The 22,375-nt window shown below is 50.6% G+C and carries 21 protein-coding genes and 4 tRNA genes; 21 read left to right on the top strand and 4 right to left on the bottom strand.

From position 1 onward, the window contains the following. The first annotated feature begins 18 nt into the window (after positions 1-18). Entirely contained in the window at positions 19-1,329 is a 1,311-nt protein-coding gene (ahcY, locus tag IEW06_RS02555) for an adenosylhomocysteinase (protein ID WP_187734047.1), read from the top strand. Between the two features lie 65 nt (positions 1,330-1,394). Here the strand turns inward: ahcY and IEW06_RS02550 are convergent, their stop codons facing one another. Further along, positions 1,395-2,588, bottom strand: coding sequence for a hypothetical protein (locus tag IEW06_RS02550; RefSeq protein WP_187734048.1), 1,194 nt, complete (start codon positions 2,586-2,588; stop codon positions 1,395-1,397). A 135-nt stretch (positions 2,589-2,723) separates the two neighbouring features. On the opposite strand from IEW06_RS02550, the gene IEW06_RS02545 reads away from it, so the two are divergent. From IEW06_RS02545 to nadD, 7 genes are all read left to right on the top strand, one after another. Then, complete coding sequence (locus IEW06_RS02545; protein ID WP_187734049.1) at positions 2,724-3,491, top strand: glycosyltransferase family 2 protein; 768 nt, start codon at positions 2,724-2,726, stop codon at positions 3,489-3,491. Then, positions 3,488-4,531, top strand: a complete 1,044-nt coding sequence (locus IEW06_RS02540; protein WP_187734050.1) for a glycosyltransferase family 9 protein — start codon at positions 3,488-3,490, stop codon at positions 4,529-4,531. Before IEW06_RS02545 ends, IEW06_RS02540 begins: the two co-directional genes overlap by 4 nt. A gap of 52 nt (positions 4,532-4,583) precedes the next feature. Further along, positions 4,584-5,843 carry an O-antigen ligase family protein gene (locus tag IEW06_RS02535; RefSeq protein WP_188547356.1) on the top strand — a complete coding sequence of 420 codons (1,260 nt, stop codon included), beginning with the start codon at positions 4,584-4,586 and terminating at the stop codon, positions 5,841-5,843. Between the two features lie 77 nt (positions 5,844-5,920). Then, positions 5,921-6,565 (top strand): sigma-70 family RNA polymerase sigma factor, encoded by a 645-nt coding sequence (locus tag IEW06_RS02530; RefSeq protein ID WP_166073307.1) that lies wholly within the window; start codon positions 5,921-5,923, stop codon positions 6,563-6,565. Positions 6,566-6,587: 22 nt separating this feature from the next. Next, positions 6,588-6,872, top strand: coding sequence for a hypothetical protein (locus IEW06_RS02525; protein ID WP_187734052.1), 285 nt, complete (start codon positions 6,588-6,590; stop codon positions 6,870-6,872). A 9-nt stretch (positions 6,873-6,881) separates the two neighbouring features. Further along, on the top strand, positions 6,882-7,466 hold the full coding sequence (gene gmk / locus IEW06_RS02520; protein ID WP_187734053.1) for a guanylate kinase: 585 nt from the start codon (positions 6,882-6,884) through the stop codon (positions 7,464-7,466). Further along, entirely contained in the window at positions 7,466-8,071 is a 606-nt protein-coding gene (gene nadD, locus IEW06_RS02515; protein WP_187734238.1) for a nicotinate (nicotinamide) nucleotide adenylyltransferase, read from the top strand. The genes gmk and nadD overlap by 1 nt, the downstream gene beginning before the upstream one ends. Before the next feature lie 58 nt (positions 8,072-8,129). Here nadD and frr read toward each other — a convergent pair whose 3' ends face one another. The 3 genes from frr to IEW06_RS02500 all read right to left on the bottom strand — a co-directional run bounded on the left by frr (position 8,130) and on the right by IEW06_RS02500 (position 10,138). Beyond that, complete coding sequence (gene frr / locus IEW06_RS02510) at positions 8,130-8,693, bottom strand: ribosome recycling factor (RefSeq protein ID WP_187734054.1); 564 nt, start codon at positions 8,691-8,693, stop codon at positions 8,130-8,132. Positions 8,694-8,790: 97 nt separating this feature from the next. Beyond that, positions 8,791-9,567 carry a UMP kinase gene (gene pyrH / locus IEW06_RS02505; protein WP_187734055.1) on the bottom strand — a complete coding sequence of 259 codons (777 nt, stop codon included), beginning with the start codon at positions 9,565-9,567 and terminating at the stop codon, positions 8,791-8,793. Between the two features lie 67 nt (positions 9,568-9,634). Next, complete coding sequence (locus IEW06_RS02500; RefSeq protein WP_187734056.1) at positions 9,635-10,138, bottom strand: acyl-CoA carboxylase biotin carboxyl carrier protein subunit; 504 nt, start codon at positions 10,136-10,138, stop codon at positions 9,635-9,637. A gap of 97 nt (positions 10,139-10,235) precedes the next feature. On the opposite strand from IEW06_RS02500, the gene IEW06_RS02495 reads away from it, so the two are divergent. From IEW06_RS02495 to rpoB, 13 genes are all read left to right on the top strand, one after another. Continuing rightward, a complete protein-coding gene (locus tag IEW06_RS02495) occupies positions 10,236-12,836 on the top strand; it encodes a M1 family metallopeptidase (RefSeq protein ID WP_188547354.1) in 2,601 nt (866 codons plus the stop codon). Between the two features lie 251 nt (positions 12,837-13,087). Continuing rightward, a tRNA-Tyr gene (locus IEW06_RS02490) sits at positions 13,088-13,170 on the top strand. Between the two features lie 99 nt (positions 13,171-13,269). After that, positions 13,270-13,342: transfer RNA gene (locus IEW06_RS02485), tRNA-Gly, on the top strand. 75 nt (positions 13,343-13,417) lie between these two features. Beyond that, positions 13,418-13,489: transfer RNA gene (locus IEW06_RS02480), tRNA-Thr, on the top strand. 173 nt (positions 13,490-13,662) lie between these two features. Beyond that, positions 13,663-14,853: an elongation factor Tu gene (gene tuf / locus IEW06_RS02475; RefSeq protein WP_187309859.1), complete on the top strand. Its 1,191-nt coding sequence runs from the start codon at positions 13,663-13,665 to the stop codon at positions 14,851-14,853. A 117-nt stretch (positions 14,854-14,970) separates the two neighbouring features. Beyond that, positions 14,971-15,041, top strand: a tRNA-Trp gene (locus IEW06_RS02470). Between the two features lie 50 nt (positions 15,042-15,091). Further along, positions 15,092-15,286, top strand: a complete 195-nt coding sequence (gene secE, locus IEW06_RS02465) for a preprotein translocase subunit SecE (protein WP_133271645.1) — start codon at positions 15,092-15,094, stop codon at positions 15,284-15,286. An 11-nt stretch (positions 15,287-15,297) separates the two neighbouring features. Next, the gene (nusG, locus tag IEW06_RS02460) at positions 15,298-15,858 is read left to right on the top strand and encodes a transcription termination/antitermination protein NusG (protein ID WP_133271646.1); all 561 of its coding nucleotides are present in this window, start codon (positions 15,298-15,300) and stop codon (positions 15,856-15,858) included. A gap of 128 nt (positions 15,859-15,986) precedes the next feature. Next, positions 15,987-16,430: a 50S ribosomal protein L11 gene (gene rplK / locus IEW06_RS02455; protein ID WP_188547352.1), complete on the top strand. Its 444-nt coding sequence runs from the start codon at positions 15,987-15,989 to the stop codon at positions 16,428-16,430. Positions 16,431-16,451: 21 nt separating this feature from the next. Beyond that, a complete protein-coding gene (gene rplA / locus IEW06_RS02450) occupies positions 16,452-17,147 on the top strand; it encodes a 50S ribosomal protein L1 (protein WP_133271648.1) in 696 nt (231 codons plus the stop codon). Between the two features lie 17 nt (positions 17,148-17,164). Then, entirely contained in the window at positions 17,165-17,719 is a 555-nt protein-coding gene (gene rplJ / locus IEW06_RS02445) for a 50S ribosomal protein L10 (RefSeq protein ID WP_187734060.1), read from the top strand. 68 nt (positions 17,720-17,787) lie between these two features. Then, a complete protein-coding gene (gene rplL / locus IEW06_RS02440) occupies positions 17,788-18,168 on the top strand; it encodes a 50S ribosomal protein L7/L12 (protein WP_187734061.1) in 381 nt (126 codons plus the stop codon). Between the two features lie 203 nt (positions 18,169-18,371). Further along, entirely contained in the window at positions 18,372-22,262 is a 3,891-nt protein-coding gene (gene rpoB / locus IEW06_RS02435; protein ID WP_373285324.1) for a DNA-directed RNA polymerase subunit beta, read from the top strand. The last annotated feature ends 113 nt before the right edge of the window (positions 22,263-22,375 follow it).

Here is a 22,375-nt window from a genome sequence, read left to right as displayed (position 1 = left end):
GCAAAAAAACACTATATCATGGTTGATACGACCTACGTTCCTTACAAAGTAAAAGACATGTCGCTGGCCGAATGGGGCCGCAAGGAGATCCGTTTGGCAGAGGCTGAAATGCCGGGCCTGATGGCTTTGCGCGAAGAGTTTGGCGCTTCGCAGCCGCTGAAAGGTGCCCGCATAGCTGGCTGCCTGCACATGACTATCCAGACTGCCGTACTCATCGAGACGCTTATCGCGCTTGGTGCCGACGTTACTTGGTCATCGTGCAATATCTTCTCGACTCAGGACCACGCCGCCGCTGCTATTGCTGCTGCCGGTATCCCGGTATATGCCTGGAAGGGCATGAATGAGGAGGAATTCAACTGGTGCATCGAGCAGACGCTGTATTTCGGTGAAGATCGTCAGCCCCTGAACATGATTCTGGACGACGGCGGTGACCTGACCAACATGGTGCTCAACAACTTCCCTGAGCTGGCTGCTGGCATCAAAGGTATTTCCGAAGAAACTACTACTGGCGTACTGCGCCTCCTGGATCGGGTTAAGAACGGCAGCTTGCCAATGCCTGCTTTCAACATCAATGACTCCGTAACCAAGTCGAAATTCGACAACAAGTACGGCTGCAAAGAGTCAGCAGTGGACGCTATCCGTCGGGCTACTGACGTGATGATGGCCGGCAAAATTGCGGTGGTAGCTGGCTACGGCGACGTAGGGAAAGGTACTGCTGCTTCGTTGCGCGGTGCTGGTGCCCGGGTTATCGTTACTGAAATTGACCCGATCTGCGCCCTGCAAGCTGCCATGGACGGCTACGCGGTGAAGAAAATGTCGAACGCTATCAAAGAGGCCGACATCGTAGTAACTGCTACCGGCAACTGCGACATCATCACGGAAGAGCATTTCCGCGCGCTGAAGGATAAGGCTATCGTCTGCAACATCGGTCACTTCGATGATGAAATCGATATGGCTTGGCTCAACGGCAAATACGGCCACACCAAAGACACCGTGAAGCCGCAGGTTGATCTGTATAACATCGACGGCAAAGAGGTTATCATTCTGGCTGAAGGTCGCTTGGTAAACCTAGGCTGCGCTACGGGTCACCCTTCGTTTGTGATGTCGAACTCGTTCACCAACCAGACCTTGGCGCAGTTGGAGTTGTGGCAGCACTCTGATCAGTACGAGAACAAAGTGTATACGCTGCCTAAACACCTCGACGAGAAAGTTGCTTACCTGCACCTGGCCAAAATCGGTGTGGAGCTGGATGAGCTGAAGCCTAAGCAGGCCCAGTACATCGGCGTAGATGTAGAAGGCCCGTTCAAGTCGGATCTGTACCGCTACTAGAATTCGGTATTATTATAAAAAAGCCCCTTAGACATCGTCTGGGGGGCTTTTTTATTGTTGCGCCTTTATTCATCAACCGTAAACCACGGCACCTTTAGCTGGCCCGGCATAGCATATATACTAACGGTGTCGCCCACCTCTGTTTGCTTATAATAATCCTTAGTAACGGTCACGTCTTCGTTAGTTGTGCGCGGTCCCCAGGGAGCAACTTCCAAGTAATATGTAGTGGTTTTGCCGCTGCTCACATGTTTGCTGAGAACCTGCGCCTCATACTTAGTAGCCTGACCGTCATCGAAAGCACAATTGTAAGCGAGTGTACCGGCAAACCCATAGCTGACAGATATAAACAGAATCGCAAACAGTAAGCTTATACGCGACTCATTCTGGGCGAGAAAAGTGCGGCTCCCCACAAGCAATATAAGCGCAACAATAAGCGCTACTCCGCCCGCCTGAGGCCATAGAGGGCCATACTCCAGAATTTCAAAATCAAGTAGTACACGTGCCAATAATATCAGCACTGGCCCCGTGATTGCCGTGGTTAGCCCAGGATACACACTATTCTCCTTGCCATCAACTCTTATGGCGCCTTGGTGAATCCATGAGGCTACTATAGCTAATAAGGGTACTACCAAGCCGGCAGCCATAGCCCACTGATAGGGTTGGGGGCGAAATAGCAGCCAAACGGCTACTATGCCACCAGCAATATTGAGCCATTTGGCCGTGCGTTGCGCCTTCTCCAGCGTTTCTTGCCGCTCGGCTGGTGTCCGGCCCAAATCGTGGTCTTCCAAAGCTTGGGCGGCCTCTTGCTCCTGCTCTACTATATCCAGATCGGGATAATGGTCTGCGAACCATTCCTGCAACCCCGCATAATTCTCGCTGGTATAGCCTATCTGAATCTTTGGATCAGATGTACTTTTTGGAAAGACGCGTATGTAGTGCTGATCAATCCGATAGCCTTTGATATTAGCTAGTGGCAATTCTTTACGTCGGAATACGCCCGCATAAATGAGCTTGTCAGCGGTGATAATATGTCTGGCTTTGATGGTTTCTAGTAGACCGTAAATGAATAAGCCAGCCATTGCTATCATGAGAGCAGAAAACCCAATGCTGAAGCCTATTTGCTTTTCATTCCATCCTATCCAGAAGGGCAGAGATAGAAATAAAATGATGAGTGGCGGAGCCAAGATGTACATAAATAGGCGCCAACCTTTGGCGGTGCCGTATTCTTGCTGCGTCTGCGACTGTTGGGTAATGAGCATGATCTGATAAAGCTGTGGAATAGGGAAGGGAGTAAATGAAGTGGTAATTATAGGTTGCGAAACTGAGGCCAATAATATACTTGGGCTACTAAATCAGAATAAGAAGCTGGTCTTAATTCTGGATATTTGCCCCCCATGCCAGTTTCCCTGTCCGTCGTCATTATTACTTTCAATGAAGAGCGCAACATCGGCCGCTGCCTGGACGCGCTCGGCGACATAGCCGACGAGGTAGTAGTGGTCGACTCTTTCTCGACTGATGCGACGGTAAGCATCTGCCAGAGTCGCCAGGCGCGGGTTATTCAGCATGCCTTTGCCGGCTACGTGGAGCAGAAGAACTTTGCCACGGCCCAGGCTCGCTTCGATTATGTGCTTCAGCTCGATGCCGACGAAGTGCTGACGGATGAGCTGCGCCAAAGTATCCGGGCGGCAAAGCAGAACTGGCAGGGCGCGGGCTACACCCTGGCTCGCCTCACCAACTATTGCGGCACCTGGGTGCGCCACGGCGGCTGGTACCCCGACCGCAAGCTGCGCCTCTACGACCGCCGCCTGGGCCGCTGGACTGGCTTGCTCCTGCACGAGCGCTACGAGGTGGCTGAGGGGCAAAATGTGGGCATTTTAGCGGGCGACTTACTCCATTACTCCTACGACTCGGTGACCCAGCACATTGCGCAGCTCAACCGTTTCACCAGCATTGCCGCCGAGGAGCTGACTCTGCGTGGTAAGCAAAATGCTACGCTTTTTCATTTACTGCTGAAGCCCATCTGGAAGTTCGTGCACGGTTATTTTCTGCGTCTGGGCTTTCTAGATGGTTTTGCCGGCCTGTGCATTGCCAGCATTTCTGCGGGGGGCGTTTTTCTGAAATACGCCAAGCTGCGCACCCAATCGATACCTCCTGCTAAATGAAAACCTTTCTGGTAAGCCGGACCGACGCCATTGGTGACGTGGTGTTGACCTTGCCCGTTTGCGGGCAGTTGAAGCGCTTATTTCCGGGCTGTCGGGTAGTCCTGATCGGCCGCACGTACACACAAGCCGTGGCAGAGGCCTGTCCGCAGGTTGATGCGTTTATCAATGTAGATGAGCTGCTGAAAATGCCCCCCAATGCACAAATTGCGTTGCTAAGGGCAGAGGAAGCCGCCGCTATTATTCATGTTTTTCCCAATAAAGCACTGGCCCGGCTAGCCCGGCAAGCAGGTATTGCGGTACGTATCGGCACGCGCAACCGCTGGTTTCATTGGCTGACTTGCAATCGGCTGGTAGCACTGAGCCGCCGTCACTCCCCCTTGCACGAAGCTCAGCTGAATCTGCAATTGCTGCGTCCGTTAGGTGCGCCTAAAGCCAATTTGCCCTTAGCTGAAGTAGCAACACTAAGCAATTTACAGCCCGCAGAACCATTGGGGGGCAATTTCAGACAGCTTCTTCAGACTCGTAAAGCCGGGCAGCTCAATGTTATCCTGCATCCCAGCTCGCGCGGCAGTGCCCGCGAATGGGGCCTCGATCATTTCGGGAGCTTAGCTCAACTACTACACCAAGCCGGGCATCGCGTATTCATTACCGGAACGGCTGCCGACGGCGAAATGCTGCGCCCGTGGCTGACTGCCCATGCCGCCGCTCTGACCGCAGACTTAACCGGACAACTCTCTCTGCCTCAGCTTCTAGCTTTCATTCACGCCTCCGATGGCTTGGTAGCGGCCAGTACGGGCCCGTTGCATCTGGCCGCCGCGCTGGGCCGACATGCGTTAGGCATTTATCCGCCCCTGCGGCCTACCGACCCCGGGCGATGGGCGCCGCTCGGGCCTCATGCTGAGTACATCGTGTTCGACCGTCCCAACTGCACCGATTGCCGGACGCAGCCCGCGGCGTGCACTTGTGTGCGTGCAATTCAGCCGGCGCAGGTGTTGGCACGTATTTCGGGGTGGCAACCGTTAGCTATTTCTGCATCCTGATATTTTGGCGTTAATCTCTCATTCTGCTCCTCCTATTTCCCTATTGCCAAGTTTGCGTCAAGCCTGGCAACAAGGTCGCATATCGCAATACCTGTTGTTGCTGGCTTGTGTAGCTGGAGTATCCGGCCTTTTTGCTTCACGGGCATTGGTAGCCCTGAGCCCGCTGGTAGGCGTAGCCGCCGCCGTAGCCAACCCCAATGCACGGCTGGTTTTGGCGCAATGGCTACGTAATAAAGCAGCTTGGAGCTTGGCTCTTTTGTACCTGCTGTTGGTAGTAAGTAGCTTGTACACTGAAGACTGGTCAGTTTGGCGGCACCAGATGTATCGGCAGCTTCCGCTGATAGGGGTGCCGCTGGCCTTTGCCCTGGCTGTGCCGCTAAGTGGCCGTCAGCGCTATGCAGTGGGTTGTTTGTTCGTGGCTGGGGCAGCACTTATAGGCGGCGCTACGGTTGTTCGTTATTTGCTTAATCCGCTAGCTAATAACGAACTGATAATGATGGGCCAGAATACGCCTTCCGTAACGGGCATTTTTCACATTCATTTCGGCTTGATGCTGGCCTTAGCTGCTTACTTCGGCCTGTTGTTGAGTGGTAGCAAGTATGCGGGGAAAGTAGCGCGGGTGCTGCTGGTTCTGGGGGGCATTTCTTCGGCTGTTGCGCTGCACGTGTTGGCTTATCGAACGGGGCTGCTGGTACTGTATGCCGCTTTACTGGTAAATGGAGTGCTGCTCATTGTTAGGCAGCGGCGCTTTCTGCTGGGGGGCATTTTGCTGGCCTTCCTGTTCATTGTGCCATTCCTGACTTATAATTTTCTCACCTCTTTCCGCTACCGGGTGCTGGGCACGGCCTACGATATAGCCCAGTTTTCAGCCGATCAGGATATCAATGATTTTTCGGTATCGCAGCGCTTTGCTGCCTGGGAAACGGCCCGTGTAATTACCACTTTCCGGCCGTGGGTGGGCGTGGGCCTTGCCGATGTGCGCGTGGAAATGATGCGCCAGTACGAATGGCGCGACTACGGGCTGGAGCCCGCTAACCGCGTTATGATTCATAATCAATACTTACACTACCTAGTAGGGGGGGGCGTCATCGGATTATTTCTTTGGCTACTGGTTCTGCTTGGACCGCTGGCGCAACCTAGTTTGCGTAGAAACCCGTACGTGATACATTTCCTGGTCGTAATGGGCACCGGAATGCTGGTTGATTCACTGTTGGAGCTACAAATTGGCTTCAACTTATTCGTGTTTCTTTACAGTTTTCTTGTAGTAGCTGGTGAGCGACACAGCCAAGAGGCTGTTGCGAACCTTCCCTGAGCGAACGGGTATAGTAGTATACGTTTCTTGGCCGATTGTCCTTTTTTGGTGATATTCGGCCGTAATTTTTAGCCTCCATGAGCGATTCTCCCGAACGGGTACCCAAGCTGAGCAAGGAAGAAAAAGACCGGCGGTTTCAGGCCGAACTGATGCCGGTGCTCGACCCGCTCTACAACTTTGCCTACCGCCTTACTCTCGACGAAGACGATGCCAACGACCTCGTGCAGGAGACCTATTTGAAGGCCTATCGGTTCTTTGAGTATTTCGAACAGGGAACCAACGCGAAAGCGTGGCTGTTTCGCATCCTGAAAAACTCGTTCATCAACGACTTCCGAAAAAAGAGTAAGCAACCCGCCAAAGTCGACTACAGCGAAATTGAGGGTTACTACAATACGGAAGACGTAGAAGCCGAGGGCGACGTGGGAAGCACGTCGTCGGATATGCGGCAGCAGTCTGTGCGCGACCTTATCGGTGATGAGGTAGCCAGCGCGCTCAACTCGCTGCCCGTAGATTTCCGCACCGTCATTATTCTCTGTGATCTGGAAGGGTTTACTTATGAAGAAATGGCCAAGGTGCTGGATATTCCTATCGGTACAGTGCGTTCTCGTTTGCACCGGGCTCGTAACTTCCTGAAAGAAAAATTAGAAAAATACGCTAAATCAATGGGCTATGGCAACGAACAAGAAAACGACGCTGACGCTCTCCTCACAGACGAAGATTAATAACAATATTTCTGGCTCCCTTATGGAAACTACCTCTACCACAGCCCCCAACCAGCAAGTCGCCGCTTCTGGTCCTGATTGCGAACGTGTGAACACGATTCTCGACCAAATTATCGTGGGGCAGGATCCCAATGAGGAGGATGAAGAATATTTCATCCATCACGCCGAAGACTGCTCTCCTTGCTTCGATAGCATTGATAAACAGCAGGTTTTCGTTGGTTTCCTTAATGAGAAAGTAGGTCGTAAGGGCGCCCCTTCTTCACTTCCCCACACCATTATGGCGAGAGTTCAGGCAGAAATGGCCTAATTTCGCTTCATGCAGGGTAAAATCATCGTGTTTTCGGCCCCCTCCGGAGCCGGCAAAACTACTATAGTCCATCGGCTGCTGGAGCGGGTTCCAGAGCTAAGCTTTTCAATTTCGGCTTGCACCCGCGATCGGCGCGGTCGCACTGAAGCCAACGGCAAGGACTATTATTTCATCTCCGTTCAAGAATTTCAGGAGAAAATCCGCCACGATGAGTTTGTCGAGTGGGAAGAGGTATATGAGGGGGCTTTTTATGGTACCCTCAAATCTGAAATTGAGCGCATCTGGGAGAGCGGTAAGCACGCCGTCCTGGATGTTGATGTTAAAGGTGGATTGAGTATCAAAGAGTTTTACAAAGACCGCGCATTAGCAGTATTCGTAAAACCACCCTCGCTGGAAGTATTAGAAGAACGACTAAAATCGCGTGCCACCGACTCAGCGGCCAGCATATCGGCCAGGCTGTATAAGGCAAACTTTGAGCTTACGTTTGAGGACCGATTTGATGTAACCATCGTCAACGACGACCTTGATGAGGCCATGGCTCAAGCGCAAAAGCTGGTACGTGAGTTTATAACGGCCGAACCTGCCATTCTGTGATTTCGGGCCCATCGTCGTCAGAGCGAGAGCATAAAAAGGTAGGATTGCTTTTCGGCTCGTTCAATCCTATTCATACTGGCCACCTCATTTTGGCGCATTTTATGGCTACCCACACCGATCTGGACGCGGTATGGCTGGTAGTGTCGCCCCAAAGTCCATTTAAGGTGGGCCAGGAAATGCTGCCCGAAGAAGAACGGCTGGCGCTGGTTGAGCTGGCAATTGCCGACAATGACCGGCTACGGGCTCTCGATATTGAGGCGCACATGCCTAAGCCCAGCTATACCATCGATACGCTCGACGAGCTGGTTCGTCTTCATCCGCAGCATCGGTTTGTGCTGCTAATGGGCGAAGACAATTTGCCTGATTTGCCGCGCTGGAAGCAGGCCGACCGTATTCTGGCCGAGCACGAGGTATATGTGTATCCCCGGCCCGACGTCGATTCCACGAACTTGAAAACGCATCCCAGCGTGCGCGTAGTAGAGGCTCCCTTGCTTGATATCTCTGCCACGTTTATCCGAGATTGTGTGCGAGGCGGCAAGTCAATTCGCTACCTAGTTCCTGATTCAGTAGAGAAAAGAATTCTGACTGCCGGTTATTGGCAGTAACATCAAAAAAGCCCCCCAGACTAGTCTGGGGGGCTTTTTTGATGAAGGAAAACAAAAATCAAACTGTCATGATCTCGGCTTCCTTCTTACTCATCAGATCGTCAATCTTGGTGATGTAGCTGTCAGTGGCTTTCTGAACTTTAGCTTCGGCATCCTTCACTGCGTCTTCAGCCGCACCTTCCTTCAGTAGCTTACGCAACGACTCGTTCACGTCTTTACGAATACCCCGGATGCGTACCTTACCGCCTTCCGATTCGTTTTTCACCTGCTTCACTAGGTCGCGGCGGCGCTCCTCTGTCATCGGGGGAATGTTCAGGCGAACACCTTCCGCATCTGACTGAGGATTCAGACCTAAGTCACTGTTCTTGATGGCCTTTACGATCTCACCTACAATGTTTTTTTCCCAGGCTTTGATATAGAGCGAACGAGCATCGGGAGCGGAAATATTCGCTACTTGGCTAATAGGAGTAGGCGTACCGTAGTAGTCTACGCGCAAGCCTTCCAGCATAGCCGGTGAAGCCTTTCCAGCCCGTATGCGACTCAGCTCTAAGTTGGTGTGTTGCAGGGCCTTCCCCATCGATTCCTCCGCCTCGCTCAGATAAAACTGAATTTCTTCGTCCATTGTGGAAATATTGAAAGTTAAAAGTTGAGTGCTGAAGAGGGCTGCTGATTAATCCAGTGGCCACTATTCAGAACGCATGATTTTAGGTGTGCGAATATTACGCGGGTAAATTCAGGTTAGGCTGTAGACTGCTGTGCTTGGCCTCCAGAATTTGCCCCCCAGCGCCTTCCATCGATACCCGCGTACCGATGTTCTCGCCGTCGATCAGCCGCTGCAGGTTGCCGGTTTTGTTCATGTCAAATACCACGATAGGCAGGTTATTTTCCTTGCAGAGCGTGAAAGCAGTCATGTCCATCACGTTCAGGTTCTTCTCTATCACCTCATCGAATGAGATTTCGGGGAAGCGCACAGCGGAAGGATCTTTCTCCGGGTCGGCCGAGTATATGCCGTCTACCCGCGTACCTTTTAGTACCACGTCGGCCTCAATCTCGATGGCGCGCAATGAAGCGGCCGAATCGGTGGTAAAGTAAGGCGAGCCTATACCAGCCCCAAAAATAACTACGCGGCCTTTTTCTAAGTGCCGTAGCGCCCGCCGCCGGATGTACGGCTCGCATACCTGCTGAATAGTAAGGCCGGAAAGCAGGCGAGTGTTCACCTCAAGCTTTTCGAGGGCGCTCTGCAAGGCCATAGAGTTGATGACCGTAGCCAGCATACCCATATAATCGCCCTGCACCCGGTCGAGACCAAAGGTTTCGGCTTGTACGCCCCGGAAGATATTGCCGCCACCGATTACTACTGCCAGCTGGGTGCCCGTAGCCGCCACAGCCTTTATTTCTTCAGCATACTGCATCAGTCGAGTGGCGTCGATACCGTATTGCTGTTGGCCCATCAGCGCCTCACCGCTTAGCTTGAGCAGAATTCGTTTGTACTTCAAAGTGGTGGAAGTTGGTGAATGAGATGCTTAAAAAATGGGTAGCTTCTACTACCCATTCCAAACGCCTTTATGTGAACTGTACGAGCACTTGTCCCTTCTGCACGTTATCGCGCAGATTTATTTTAATGGCACCAATCGTAACGTCGCTGGGCGCTTTTAGAATGTTCTCCATTTTCATTGCTTCCAATACCAGAAGCGGGTCACCCTTTTGTACCGTTTGGCCGGTCTCTACCCGAATATCCACAATCAGACCAGGCATCGGCGCTTTTAATTCGTGCACTTTACTAGTCGCGGCATTGCTCATACCTAGCTTATCGAGCAGCAAGTCGAAGCGGTCTTTGGCCTGCAAATCAACGATTCGATTGTTCAGCTTTAACTGAAGTGCTTTGGCGGCGTAATCAATAGTGATTAGCTCGGCAGAGTAGGAGCGGCCTTCATATAGTATGTGGTAGCGGCCGGCGCCCAGCGGTACCACATCCCAATTAAAGGGCGCATTATCTACGGTAATAGAGCCGTTGGTCTGGTACTCAATGTCCCATACTTGATTGGGTCCGGTGCGTACTTGCAACATAGGGGAGGGGCGGTAAAAGACGGAAAGGGGCTTAAAGATAGGCCAAATCTGAAATAATTTCGGAACTTTAGCCATCCTTTCCTTATTGCCACCCAGCATGAAATACTCGGTCCTCGGCGCTCTTAGCCTGGTCCTTACATGTCACTTCGGGGCTCCGGCTCAGGCGGTGAAATCCAATAAGCCGGCGACGAATAAGGCTGCTACAAGCAAAAAAGCTTCTGCTGCTGCTGCCTCACCAGCTGCCCAATCGGCTCCAGTTGCCCCTTTAGTAGTGCCTTCCTGGTTGCCCCCCAGTAACCCCGTACAGCCATCGGCTACCATCCTCACCGACGTACTCGATACGAAACTCGATGTACGGTTTGATTGGGCCAAACAACAGTTGCTTGGCACCGCTTTGCTCACGCTACGCCCGCACTTCTATACCCAGAACCAAGTTGTACTTGACGCCAAAGGTTTCGATATCAAAAACGTGCGTTTGGTTACGGGCAATAAAGACAAAACGCTTACTTATGGCTACGACAAGCGTAAGCTGACAATCAATTTGGATCGTCAATACACGCGCTCTGAGACGTACCTGATTCGCATCAGCTACGTCGCTAAGCCCAACGAATTGCCTGCCAATGGCAGCGCAGCCATTACTTCCGACAAGGGCTTATACTTCGTGAATCCGCTGGGCACCGAGAAAAACAAGCCCAAGCAAATCTGGACACAAGGAGAAACTGAGGCTAATTCATGCTGGTTTCCGACCATCGATAAGCCAAATCAGCGGATGACGCAGGAAATTGCCATGACGGTAGAGGCGCAATACAAAACGCTCTCGAATGGTCTGCTGATTTCTTCTAAAAAGAACTCCGACGGCACCCGCACCGATGTATGGAAGCAGTCGTTGCCCGCAGCTCCTTACCTGACCATGATGGCCGTCGGCAATTTTGCCGTAGTGAGCGACAGTTGGAGAGGCAAAACAGTGGACTATTATGTCGATCCACAGTATCAAAGCACGGCCAAGGCAGTATTCGGGAATACGCCCGAAATGATGGAGTTCTACTCCCAGAAACTCGGCGTAGACTTTCCGTGGGAGAAGTATTCCCAGATTGCCGTGCATGATTTCGTGTCGGGAGCAATGGAAAACACGACGGCGGTTACGTTCGAACAGTCTATTGTGCAGCGCTCGGCCCGCGACATTCAGGATATGACTTACGACGCCGAGTCAACCATCACCCACGAGTTGTTCCATCACTGGTTCGGCGATTATGTCACGAGCGAGTCGTGGGCCAATCTGCCGCTTAATGAGTCGTTTGCAGATTATTCGGAGTTTCTGTGGGCAGAGCACAAGTATGGTGCTGATGCCGCCGCTTTAGTACAGCAGAAGAGCTTAGGTCAATATTTAGACGAAGCAAGAAGTAAGCGAGAGCCACTTGTGCGCTATCAGTATGCCAGCCAAGAAGATATGTTTGACCGTCATTCCTATAATAAGGGCGGGCGGGTGCTGCATATGTTGCGCAAGCATGTCGGTGATGAAGCCTTTTTCGCTTCTCTGAATCGTTATTTAACCCAACACAAATACACTTCTGTTGAGCTATCCGAGTTGCGTACGGCGTTCGAGGACGTGACCGGCGAAGACTTAATGTGGTTCTTCGATCAGTGGTTTCTACAACGGGGCCATCCTGAGTTGCGCGTTACCCATAGCTATGCTGGGGGGCAAATTGCGTTACGTGTTCAGCAATTACAGGATTCTACCTTCTCGCCTATCTACCGTTTGCCCATTACCATCACAACGTGGGCAAACAATCAAGCTACCGACCATCGAATCGTGGTCACGAAAGCCAACCAAACCTTTCATTTACCCGCCAGTCAGCGTCCTGCCTTGGTGAAATTTGATTCTGGGGGGCAATTATTAGCTGATATCGATGAGGAGTTAACGCAAGATGAGTTGCTCTATCAGTACTACCACGCTCGCAACTACTTGCAGAAATACGAAGCCATTGAAAAGCTGCGCCCAAAGCTCGCGGACTTAGCGGTGAGCGGGATGATGCGCAACGCCCTGAATGATAGCTTTTGGGCCGTGCGCCAAGCCGCAGCAGAAGCGCTCCGGCGCTACAAAGGACCGGAAGGAAATGCTGTACGAATGGAATTACAACGTGTAGCAACTGCAGATAAGAAAAGCCAAGTCCGGGCCGCTGCATTAGCAAGCCTATCCTCCTTTCAGAATGAGGATTTTGGGTCTGTATACACTGTTGCTCTGGCTGACAGCTCCAATCTGGTGGTTAGTGCCGCTATCAACGCTCTTGCCAAGGCCCCCACAATCGAATCGAGAGCACAAATAAACAAGCTTCAGGAAAAAGCCAGCCCCAGCTTATTAGGCGCTTTGTCAAATTACTACGCCCTCAATGGTAGCGTTGATCAATACCAATGGTATTTGGGCCGCATGAGCGAAGTAAGCGACGAAGATCTATACGAATCTTACTTGCAGAACTTTGCCACTTTCATGTTGCGAATGCCTCCTGTGGAGCGCGATAAAGGAGTGCAGCGCTTAGAAAGCTATGCCCGCTCACACTCGCGTGACATTGTTCGGCTCGGTGCCTACAAGGCATTAAGCACCATGGTTTCCAGCATGCCAGCTCTAAAAACAACACTTCAGGACATTCGCACAAAAGAAAAAGACCCCAACCTGAAGACCATGTATACATTGCTTCAATAAAGAGAAGGTAATCCTTTGTGACTCTCAGGCAGGCAATTGACTTTAAAATTAGCTGTTACGCTACAGTGCCGTGGGGGGCATATTCGAAAAATGCCCCCCACACAAAGAAAAAATATTGAAAGCTTTTCGCTCGTGAGCTTGACTTACATCAGAAAGCCGTTAATTTTGCAACTCCTTTTGCCACCCTACCACTTAGGATGGTTGTTTTAAAAGGGAAAATCTTCTCTATAAATGGTAGAGAAAATACACTTGGGGAGGTTCCAGAGCGGCCAAATGGGACAGACTGTAACTCTGTTAGCGTAAGCTTTCGAAGGTTCGAATCCTTCTCTCCCCACAGAGTAAGTTCAGGAATGTGAGAATTGAATTGTTAGAACGGTGGCTATTAGGCCACTTTCCTCAACAGTTCAATTCTCGAATTTCTAAGCTTAATATCGCGGGAGTAGCTCAGTTGGTAGAGCGACAGCCTTCCAAGCTGTAGGTCGCGAGTTCGAACCTCGTCTCCCGCTCTTTGTCCTTTATTAGTCTTGCCTCAATGCTTAGTTGTGGTAAGTCTCCTGGAAGATGAAAAGCATTTATACCAAGCCGTTTTAGCTCAGTGGTAGAGCACTTCCTTGGTAAGGAAGAGGTCATGGGTTCAAATCCCATAAATGGCTCACAATATCTAATACTAATACCGGCGGAGCAGCGCGACTGCACCGTTTGGATCTGTCAGCAAGATAAAGCGACATGCAGATGCTTTAAAAATAGCGCTGCGTTTCGCTTTCTTGTAGGTTAGCTCAGTCGCGTTTTCCTCTCATCACCACTACATTTCTCTAATCTCATTACAATGGCTAAAGAAAATTTTGATCGTTCCAAACCGCACGTGAACATCGGTACCATCGGGCACGTCGACCACGGCAAAACAACCCTGACCGCTGCTATCACCACGGTATTGGCGGGCAAAGGTTTGGCCGCTAAGCGTGACTTCTCCTCAATCGACAATGCTCCTGAGGAAAAAGAGCGTGGTATCACTATCAACACGGCTCACGTTGAGTACGCTACCGAAAACCGTCACTATGCACACGTTGACTGCCCTGGTCACGCTGACTATGTGAAGAACATGGTAACGGGTGCTGCTCAGATGGACGGTGCTATCCTAGTTGTAGCTGCTACTGATGGCCCAATGCCTCAGACCCGTGAGCACATCTTGTTGGCTCGCCAGGTTGGTGTACCTCAGTTGGTAGTGTTCATGAACAAAGTCGACATGGTCGACGACCCTGAGTTGCTCGAACTCGTTGAGATGGAAATCCGCGAGCTGCTCTCTTTCTATGACTTCGACGGCGACAATATTCCAGTTATTCAGGGTTCTGCTCTGGGTGGCCTGAATGGTGATGCTGCTTGGGTTCCTAAGATTGAGGAATTGATGGCTGCCGTTGATAGCTTCATTCCGATTCCTGCTCGTCTGACCGACCTGCCCTTCCTGATGCCTGTAGAGGACGTGTTCTCTATCACAGGTCGTGGTACGGTAGCAACTGGTCGTATTGAGCGTGGTATCATTAACTCTGGTGAGCAGGTTGATATCCTCGGTATGGGCGCTGCCCCCGGCTTGAAGTCGACGGTTACTGGTGTGGAGATGTTCCGCAAGATCCTTGACCGTGGAGAAGCTGGCGACAACGTAGGTCTGTTGCTGCGTGGTATTGAAAAAGAAGCCATCCGTCGCGGTATGGTTATTTGCAAGCCAGGTTCTGTAACTCCTCACCAGAAGTTTAAGGCTGAGGTTTACGTTCTGTCGAAGGAAGAAGGTGGTCGTCATACACCATTCTTCAACAACTACCGTCCTCAGTTCTATCTGCGTACTACTGACGTTACTGGTATCATCACTCTGCCAGAAGGCGTAGAAATGGTAATGCCCGGCGACAACATCACTATTCAAGTGGAGTTGATCAGCAAAGTAGCTATGGAGAAAGGTCTTCGTTTCGCTATCCGCGAAGGTGGCCGGACCGTAGGAGCTGGTCAGGTAACTGAAATCCTCGACTAATTATTAGTAGTCAATACGATCCGCCTCCGATTTTTCGGGGGCGGATTTGTTTTGAACCTATATTACCTTACATTTGCACTCCCAATTGAGGCTTTTGTTTCATGGGGTGCATTTTTTACGGGCGTAGTTCAAGGGTAGAATAGAGGTCTCCAAAACCTTTGATGGGAGTTCGAATCTCTCCGCCCGTGCGAAAGGACCGTTATGCGGTCAAATCTTAAAGCCTAACCTGGCTCCAGACATGAGTAAGCTGACAAATTACATCCGCGAGACTACTGAGGAGATGCGCTACAAAGTAACGTGGCCATCTTTTGAGGAACTGCAGAAGAGTGCCGGTTTGGTACTACTTGGCTCACTCATCTTTGCTGCTGTTGTTGGTCTGATGGACTTAGTGTTCAATACAGGCTTGGAGGCTTTTTACAATTCATTCCGTTAATCGGCTGATCAATGGGAGAATTGAAATGGTATGTAGTTCGCTCTGTAAGCGGACAGGAGAAGAAAGCTAAGCAGTATTTAGAAACCGAGCTTGGCCGACACAATCTGACGGAAATGGTACCACAGGTGCTGATTCCAATCGAGAAAGTGTTCGAGATGCGTAATGGAAAGAAGCGCGTTCGGGAGCGTAATCTGTATCCAGGCTACATCATCATTCACGCGGACCTTACCCACGGTGAAGTCGATCATATTATCACCAGTACCCCAGGAGTTATTGGCTGGGTAGGTGATAAGGATAGCAAAACAGCCTCTAGCAAACCTGCTCCATTACATATTTCGGAAGTCAACCGCATCCTAGGTATTGTAGACGAACAGGAAGAGCAAACAGCTTCACTAGAAACTCCTTTCATTACTGGTGAGCTGGTAAAAGTGATTGATGGCGCGTTTAGTGGATTTTCTGGTACTGTTTCAGAAGTATTTGAAGAGCGTAAGAAACTCAACGTAATCGTTAAGATATTCGGTCGTAGCACTCCGATGGAGTTGAGCTATACTCAGGTAGAGAAAGAATCATAGTTGTAAGAATTTATCGTCGCTGGCTAGTCGCTTCGAGCCAGTGATGCTTCCACATAGTATTTCGAAGCAAATTTTAAACTGAGGGCTCACGGTGTTACGACCTGCAAGCCTGAAGCCTTTTAACCCCAATGGCCAAAGAAATTAGAGGTTATCTGCGACTGCAGATAAAGGGAGGCGCTGCGAATCCTTCGCCGCCGGTTGGACCTGCACTTGGTAGCAAAGGCCTTAACATCATGGAGTTTTGCAAGCAGTTCAATGCTCGCACCCAGGATAAGGCCGGCCAAGTATGTCCCGTTTTGATCACCATGTACACCGACAAGTCTTTTGACTTTGTGGTGAAAACGCCCCCCGCGCCGGTATTGCTGCTCGAAGCTGCAAAGATCCAAAGCGGGTCGAAGGAGCCTAACCGTAACAAGGTAGGTTCTGTTACCTGGGATCAGGTGCGCCATATTGCTGAAACCAAAATGGCTGACCTCAATGCATTCAAGATTGAGTCGGCTATGAAGCTTGTGGCTGGTACAGCCCGTAGCATGGGTATCACCGTCAAGGGCGATTCTCCCTTTGCCAACTAACTTTTAAACCTAGAAAAGCTCATGGCAAAAGTTAGCAAGAAACGCAAGGAAGCCCTTGCCAAGCACGACCTGACGCAAGTACGTTCATTGGTTGAGGCAGCGAAAATAGTGAAGGACATTACCTACACTAAGTTCGACTCATCTGTTGATATCGACGTGCGTCTAGGCGTTGATCCCCGTAAAGCCGACCAAATGGTGCGTGGCGTAGCTACGTTGCCACATGGTACCGGCAAAACTGTTCGTGTACTAGCTCTAGTAACCCCCGACAAAGAAGCCGAAGCAACTGCTGCTGGTGCTGACTTTGTTGGCCTTGATGACTACATCTCGAAAATCGAGAAGGGCTGGACTGACATCGACGTGATTATCACGATGCCATCCGTAATGGCTAAAGTAGGTCGTTTAGGTCGTGTGCTCGGTCCCCGTGGCCTGATGCCTAACCCTAAGTCGGGTACTGTTACTACTGACGTAGCCAAAGCTGTTCAGGAAGTGAAAGCTGGTAAAATCGACTTTAAAGTTGACAAGACTGGTATCATTCACTGCAGCGTAGGCAAAGTATCCTTCGACGACAACAAGCTCGCCGAAAATGCTTTCGAAGTAATTCAAACGCTAACACGTCTGAAGCCTTCGTCAGCTAAAGGTACCTACATCAAGAGCATCACGCTTTCGAGCACGATGAGCCCGGCTGTTCCGGTAGACACGACGGTAACTTCCGCCTAACTAACTGACGACGAACTATGACCCGGGAAGAAAAACAAGACCTCGTCAACGAGTTGAGCGAAAAGTTTCAATCGCACAACGCGTTCTATATCACGGATGCATCTACGATGTCCGTGGCGAAGATCAACGATTTCCGTCGCCTGTGCTTTAACCGCGGGATGGAGTACAAAGTGTACAAGAACACGTTGATCCGTAAAGCTCTCGATACCCTCGGTGGTGATACTACCGAGATGGATGAGGCTTTAAAAGGCCAATCAGGCATTCTGTTCTCGAAAGAGTCAGGTAATGCACCGGCCAAATTGTTGAAGGATTTCTACAAGCAGCAGAACTACGCTAAAACTGTAGTTCCGAAGCCAGCCCTAAAGGGCGCATTTATCGACAGCGGCGTTTACGTTGGCGTTGATAAGCTAGAAATGCTCAGCACACTTAAAGGCAAGCAGGAACTCCTCGGCGAAATCGTCGGCCTGCTGCAATCGCCTGCCAAGAATGTTATCTCTGCCCTATCGAGCGGCGGCAGCAAGCTGGCTGGTATCCTTAAGACACTTTCCGAAAAAGAAGAGGTTGCAGGCTAACCGCTGCTCATCTTTTTCACTTTCAATTTCCAAACGATTCAATAACCTTTTTTTAACAATCTACAGAAATGGCAGATTTGAAAGCATTCGCTGAGCAGCTCGTTAGCCTGACGGTGAAAGAAGTAAACGAACTGGCTACTATCCTGAAAGACGAGTATGGCATCGAGCCTGCTGCGGCTGCTCCAGTAATGATGGCCGGTGGTGGCGGTGGCGCTGCTGCTGACGCTCCTGAGGAAAAAACCTCGTTCGACGTAATCCTGAAGGCTGCCGGCGGCGCTAAGCTGGCTGTAGTTAAATTGGTAAAAGACCTGACTGGTCTTGGCTTGAAAGAAGCTAAAGAACTAGTTGACGGTGCTCCTAAGCCTTTGAAAGAAGGTGTTACCAAAGACGAAGCCGACACGCTGAAGAAGCAACTGGAAGAAGCCGGCGCTGAAGTAGAAGTTAAGTAAGCTGCGGCCCGCTTTTTCTCCTATAAACTTGGATAGGCCTGGCAACTAAGCCAGGTCTTTTCCTGTTTGTAGGCTATAAGTTTTAATAAAATGCCCCCCAGCGCCGCATTGCGGCTTTTCGTGCCTACGGGTACGTAGATGGGAATGGTCAGGTTGACCAGAGTTAGTAAGCTTCAGTGTCCATTTCTTAAGACCCAAACGCATTGGCTACACCGAAAGCAGAGGCTTTGCAGAAAGCCGTTGAGCGAATCAATTTCGCCAAGATTAAAAAAGTTATCGAGTATCCGGACTTCTTGGACGTGCAGTTGCAGTCGTTCCAAGATTTCTTTCAGTTGGAAACTGCGGCCGAAAGCCGTGCCGACGAAGGCCTATTCAAGGTGTTCGCGGAGAACTTTCCAATATCGGACTCGCGCGAGAATTTTGTGCTGCAGTTTATGGATTATCACGTCGACCCGCCGAAATATTCGGTCGACGAGTGCATTGACCGTGGCCTAACTTACTCAGTACCGTTAAAGGCTAAGCTACGTCTTATCTGCAACGATACAGATAATGAGGATTTCGAGACGATTGAGCAGGAAGTGTTTTTGGGAAATATCCCTTACATGACCGAAAAAGGCTCTTTCGTTATCAATGGTGCCGAGCGTGTAATTGTATCTCAGTTACACCGTTCGCCAGGTGTATTCTTTGCTCAGAGCAAGCATACCAATGGTACCAAGCTATACTCAGCCCGTATTATCCCTTTCAAAGGTTCGTGGATTGAGTTTGCTACGGACGTGAACAACGTCATGTATGCTTACATAGACCGAAAGAAGAAATTCCCAGTTACAACCTTGCTTCGTGCTATCGGTTACGGCACTGACAAAGACATTCTAGACTTGTTCGGTTTGTCGGAGGAAGTGAAGGCTGAGAAGAAGAGCTTAAAGAAAGCAGTAGGTCGTAAGTTGGCTGCTCGGGTACTACGCACCTGGACTGAAGACTTTGTGGACGAGGATACCGGTGAAGTTGTTTCAATCGACCGTAACGAAGTTCTATTAGAGCGTGACTCGACTATCCAGGAGGAGGACATAGATGTAATCCTGAATGCGGGTCCAAAGTCTATCATTCTCCATAAGGAGAATGTGAACATCGCTGACTTCGCCATTATTTATAACACACTGCAGAAGGACAACTCCAACTCGGAGAAGGAGGCTGTGGAGCAAATATATCGTCAGCTCCGTAATACGGAAGCTCCTGACGAGGAAACTGCTCGCGACATCATCCAGAAACTGTTCTTCTCTGATAAGCGCTACGACCTCGGCGACGTTGGTCGCTATCGTATCAATAAGAAGCTTGGCCTCGACAAGAACTGGGAAGCACGGGTATTGACTAATGAGGACATTGTTCTAATTGTTAAATATCTGATCGGTCTTATCAACTCGAAGGCTGTAGTCGATGATATTGACCACTTATCGAATCGTCGGGTACGTACGGTAGGGGAACAGCTTTACGCTCAGTTTGGCGTAGGTCTGGCTCGTATGGCGCGTACGATTAAGGAGCGCATGAACGTGCGCGATAACGAGGACTTTAAGCCAGTTGATTTGATCAACGCGCGTACGCTGTCGTCAGTTATCAACTCCTTCTTCGGCACCAACCAGCTTTCTCAGTTCATGGACCAGACCAACCCGCTGGCCGAGGTGACGCACAAGCGTCGCGTATCGGCACTGGGGCCAGGAGGTCTGTCACGTGAGCGTGCTGGTTTCGAAGTACGTGACGTACACTACACTCACTACGGGCGTCTGTGTACCATCGAAACTCCGGAAGGACCCAACATCGGTCTGATTTCTTCGCTGTGCGTTCACGCTCGCGTGAATGGCATGGGCTTTATCGAAACGCCTTACCGTGCTGTAAAAGAAGGTAAAGTAGACGTAAGCCATGAAGTGAAGTACCTGACCGCTGAAGAAGAAGATACTCACCACATCGCGCAGGCTAACGCCCGCATCGATGATAAGGGTAACTTCTTGTCAGAATTGGTAAAAGGCCGCTTCGAAGGTGACTTCCCAGTGGTTGAGCCAGCAGAGTACTCTTACATGGACGTTGCACCGAACCAGATTGTATCGGTAGCTGCTTCGTTGATTCCATTCCTGGAGCACGATGATGCTAACCGTGCACTGATGGGTTCGAACATGCAACGTCAGGCTGTGCCATTGCTCCGCCCAGAGGCTCCTATCGTGGGCACGGGACTGGAAGGTCGTACGGCTATCGACTCACGCACGCTAGTTGTAGCTGAAGGCGACGGTGAAATTGATTATGTAGACGCTAATAAGATCATCGTTCGCTATGATTTGACTGCTGAAGATGTACTTGTAAGCTTCGATGCTGAGCGAGTATCATACGACCTGATCAAGTTCCGTCGTACTAACCAAGACACATGCATTAATCTTACGCCGCTGGTTAAGAAAGGCCAGCGTGTAACGAAGGGCGAGCCGCTATGTGAAGGCTATGGCACGAACAAGGGTGAGCTAGCTCTCGGCCGTAATATGCAGGTGGCCTTTATGCCATGGCAGGGTTACAACTTCGAGGATGCTATCGTAATCTCGGAGCGTGTCGTTCGTGATGATATTTTCACCTCTATCCACATTGAGGAATTCGAGCTAGAAGTTCGGGAGACGAAGCGAGGGGAGGAAGAGTTGACGTCTGAAATTCCAAACGTAAGTGAAGAAGCTGTCCGTAACCTCGACGACAACGGTATTATCCGTTTGGGCGCAGAGGTGAAAGAAGGGGATATCCTCATTGGTAAGATTACCCCTAAGGGCGAAACTGATCCAACGCCGGAAGAAAAGCTGCTTCGCGCCATCTTTGGTGACAAAGCTGGTGATGTGAAAGACGCCTCGCTTAAGGCGCCGCCATCCTTGAATGGTGTTGTTATTGGCACTAAGCTATTCTCACGTCCTAAGAAAGACAAGAACCTGCGCGCTAAGTCGAAGAAGGAAGTAGAAGAGTTGAAAGACCGCTACGCCCAAGAGCTTCGTAGCGTGAAGGCAGTAATGGTTGATAAACTGGTGCAGCTTCTGGAGGGCAAAACCTCACAGGGTGTGAAGCACAAGTTTGGCGATGAGATCTTGTCTAAAGGTGTGAAGTTTGGTAAGAAGAACGTCACTGAGGCGCTCTTCCCCGAGAAGAACCCTTATAAGGATGAGAGCAACTACGCTGTACCGGAAGAGGTAAATATGTTCAAGGATCTGATCCTGGAGAACTGGACCGCTGACGAGAAAGTGAATAGCATGCTGCTGCAATTGGTGAAGAACTACGCCAAGCGTCGCAACACTATCACGGCTCGTTTCAAGCGCGACCGGTTTACCTTGGAAGTAGGTGATGAACTCCCCGCAGGTATTGTGCAGCTGGCCAAAGTATACATCGCCAAGAAGCGTAAGCTGAAGGTGGGGGACAAAATGGCTGGTCGTCACGGTAACAAGGGGGTGGTAGCCCGCATCGTGCGCGATGAGGATATGCCTTTCTTGGCTGATGGTACGCCAATGGACATAGTGCTTAACCCGCTCGGTGTACCAAGCCGCATGAACATCGGTCAGATTTATGAGACTGTACTTGGTTGGGCTGGCTTGAAGCTAGGTCGCACCTATGCTACCCCGATTTTCGATGGTGCTACCGAAGAGGAAGTATCACGTGAGTTGGCGGAAGCAGGGTTGCCGCACTTCGGTCGCTCTTACTTACACGATGGTTTGACTGGCCAACAGTTTGACCAGCCAGTAACGGTGGGTGTTATCTATATGCTGAAGCTGGGTCACTTAGTGGATGATAAGATGCACGCTCGCTCTATCGGACCATACTCGCTCATTACGCAGCAGCCGCTGGGTGGTAAAGCGCAATTTGGTGGTCAGCGCTTCGGCGAAATGGAAGTGTGGGCGTTGGAGGCCTTCGGTGCGTCGAACGTGCTGCAGGAAATTCTGACGGTGAAGTCGGACGACGTTGTCGGCCGGGCCAAAGCTTACGAAGCCATCGTGAAGGGCGACGTGCTACCCAAGCCAAATATCCCCGAGTCATTCAACGTGCTCATTCATGAGCTACGTGGTCTGGCACTGGAAATCACGCTTGACTAATTAGAAAAGGCGCGGTTCGCTTCCAAGCAATTGGAACGGGCCGCGCCAGCTCTAGTGTTACGATAGGCTGCAAAGCACATTTTACTTCTGACATAGTTTTTAGAAAAACGACA

Source organism: Hymenobacter qilianensis (assembly GCF_014638675.1).
GTDB lineage: Bacteria > Bacteroidota > Bacteroidia > Cytophagales > Hymenobacteraceae > Hymenobacter > Hymenobacter qilianensis.
The sequence above is the reverse complement of the archived record's forward strand: the minus strand, read 5'-3'. Positions and strand labels throughout refer to the sequence as shown.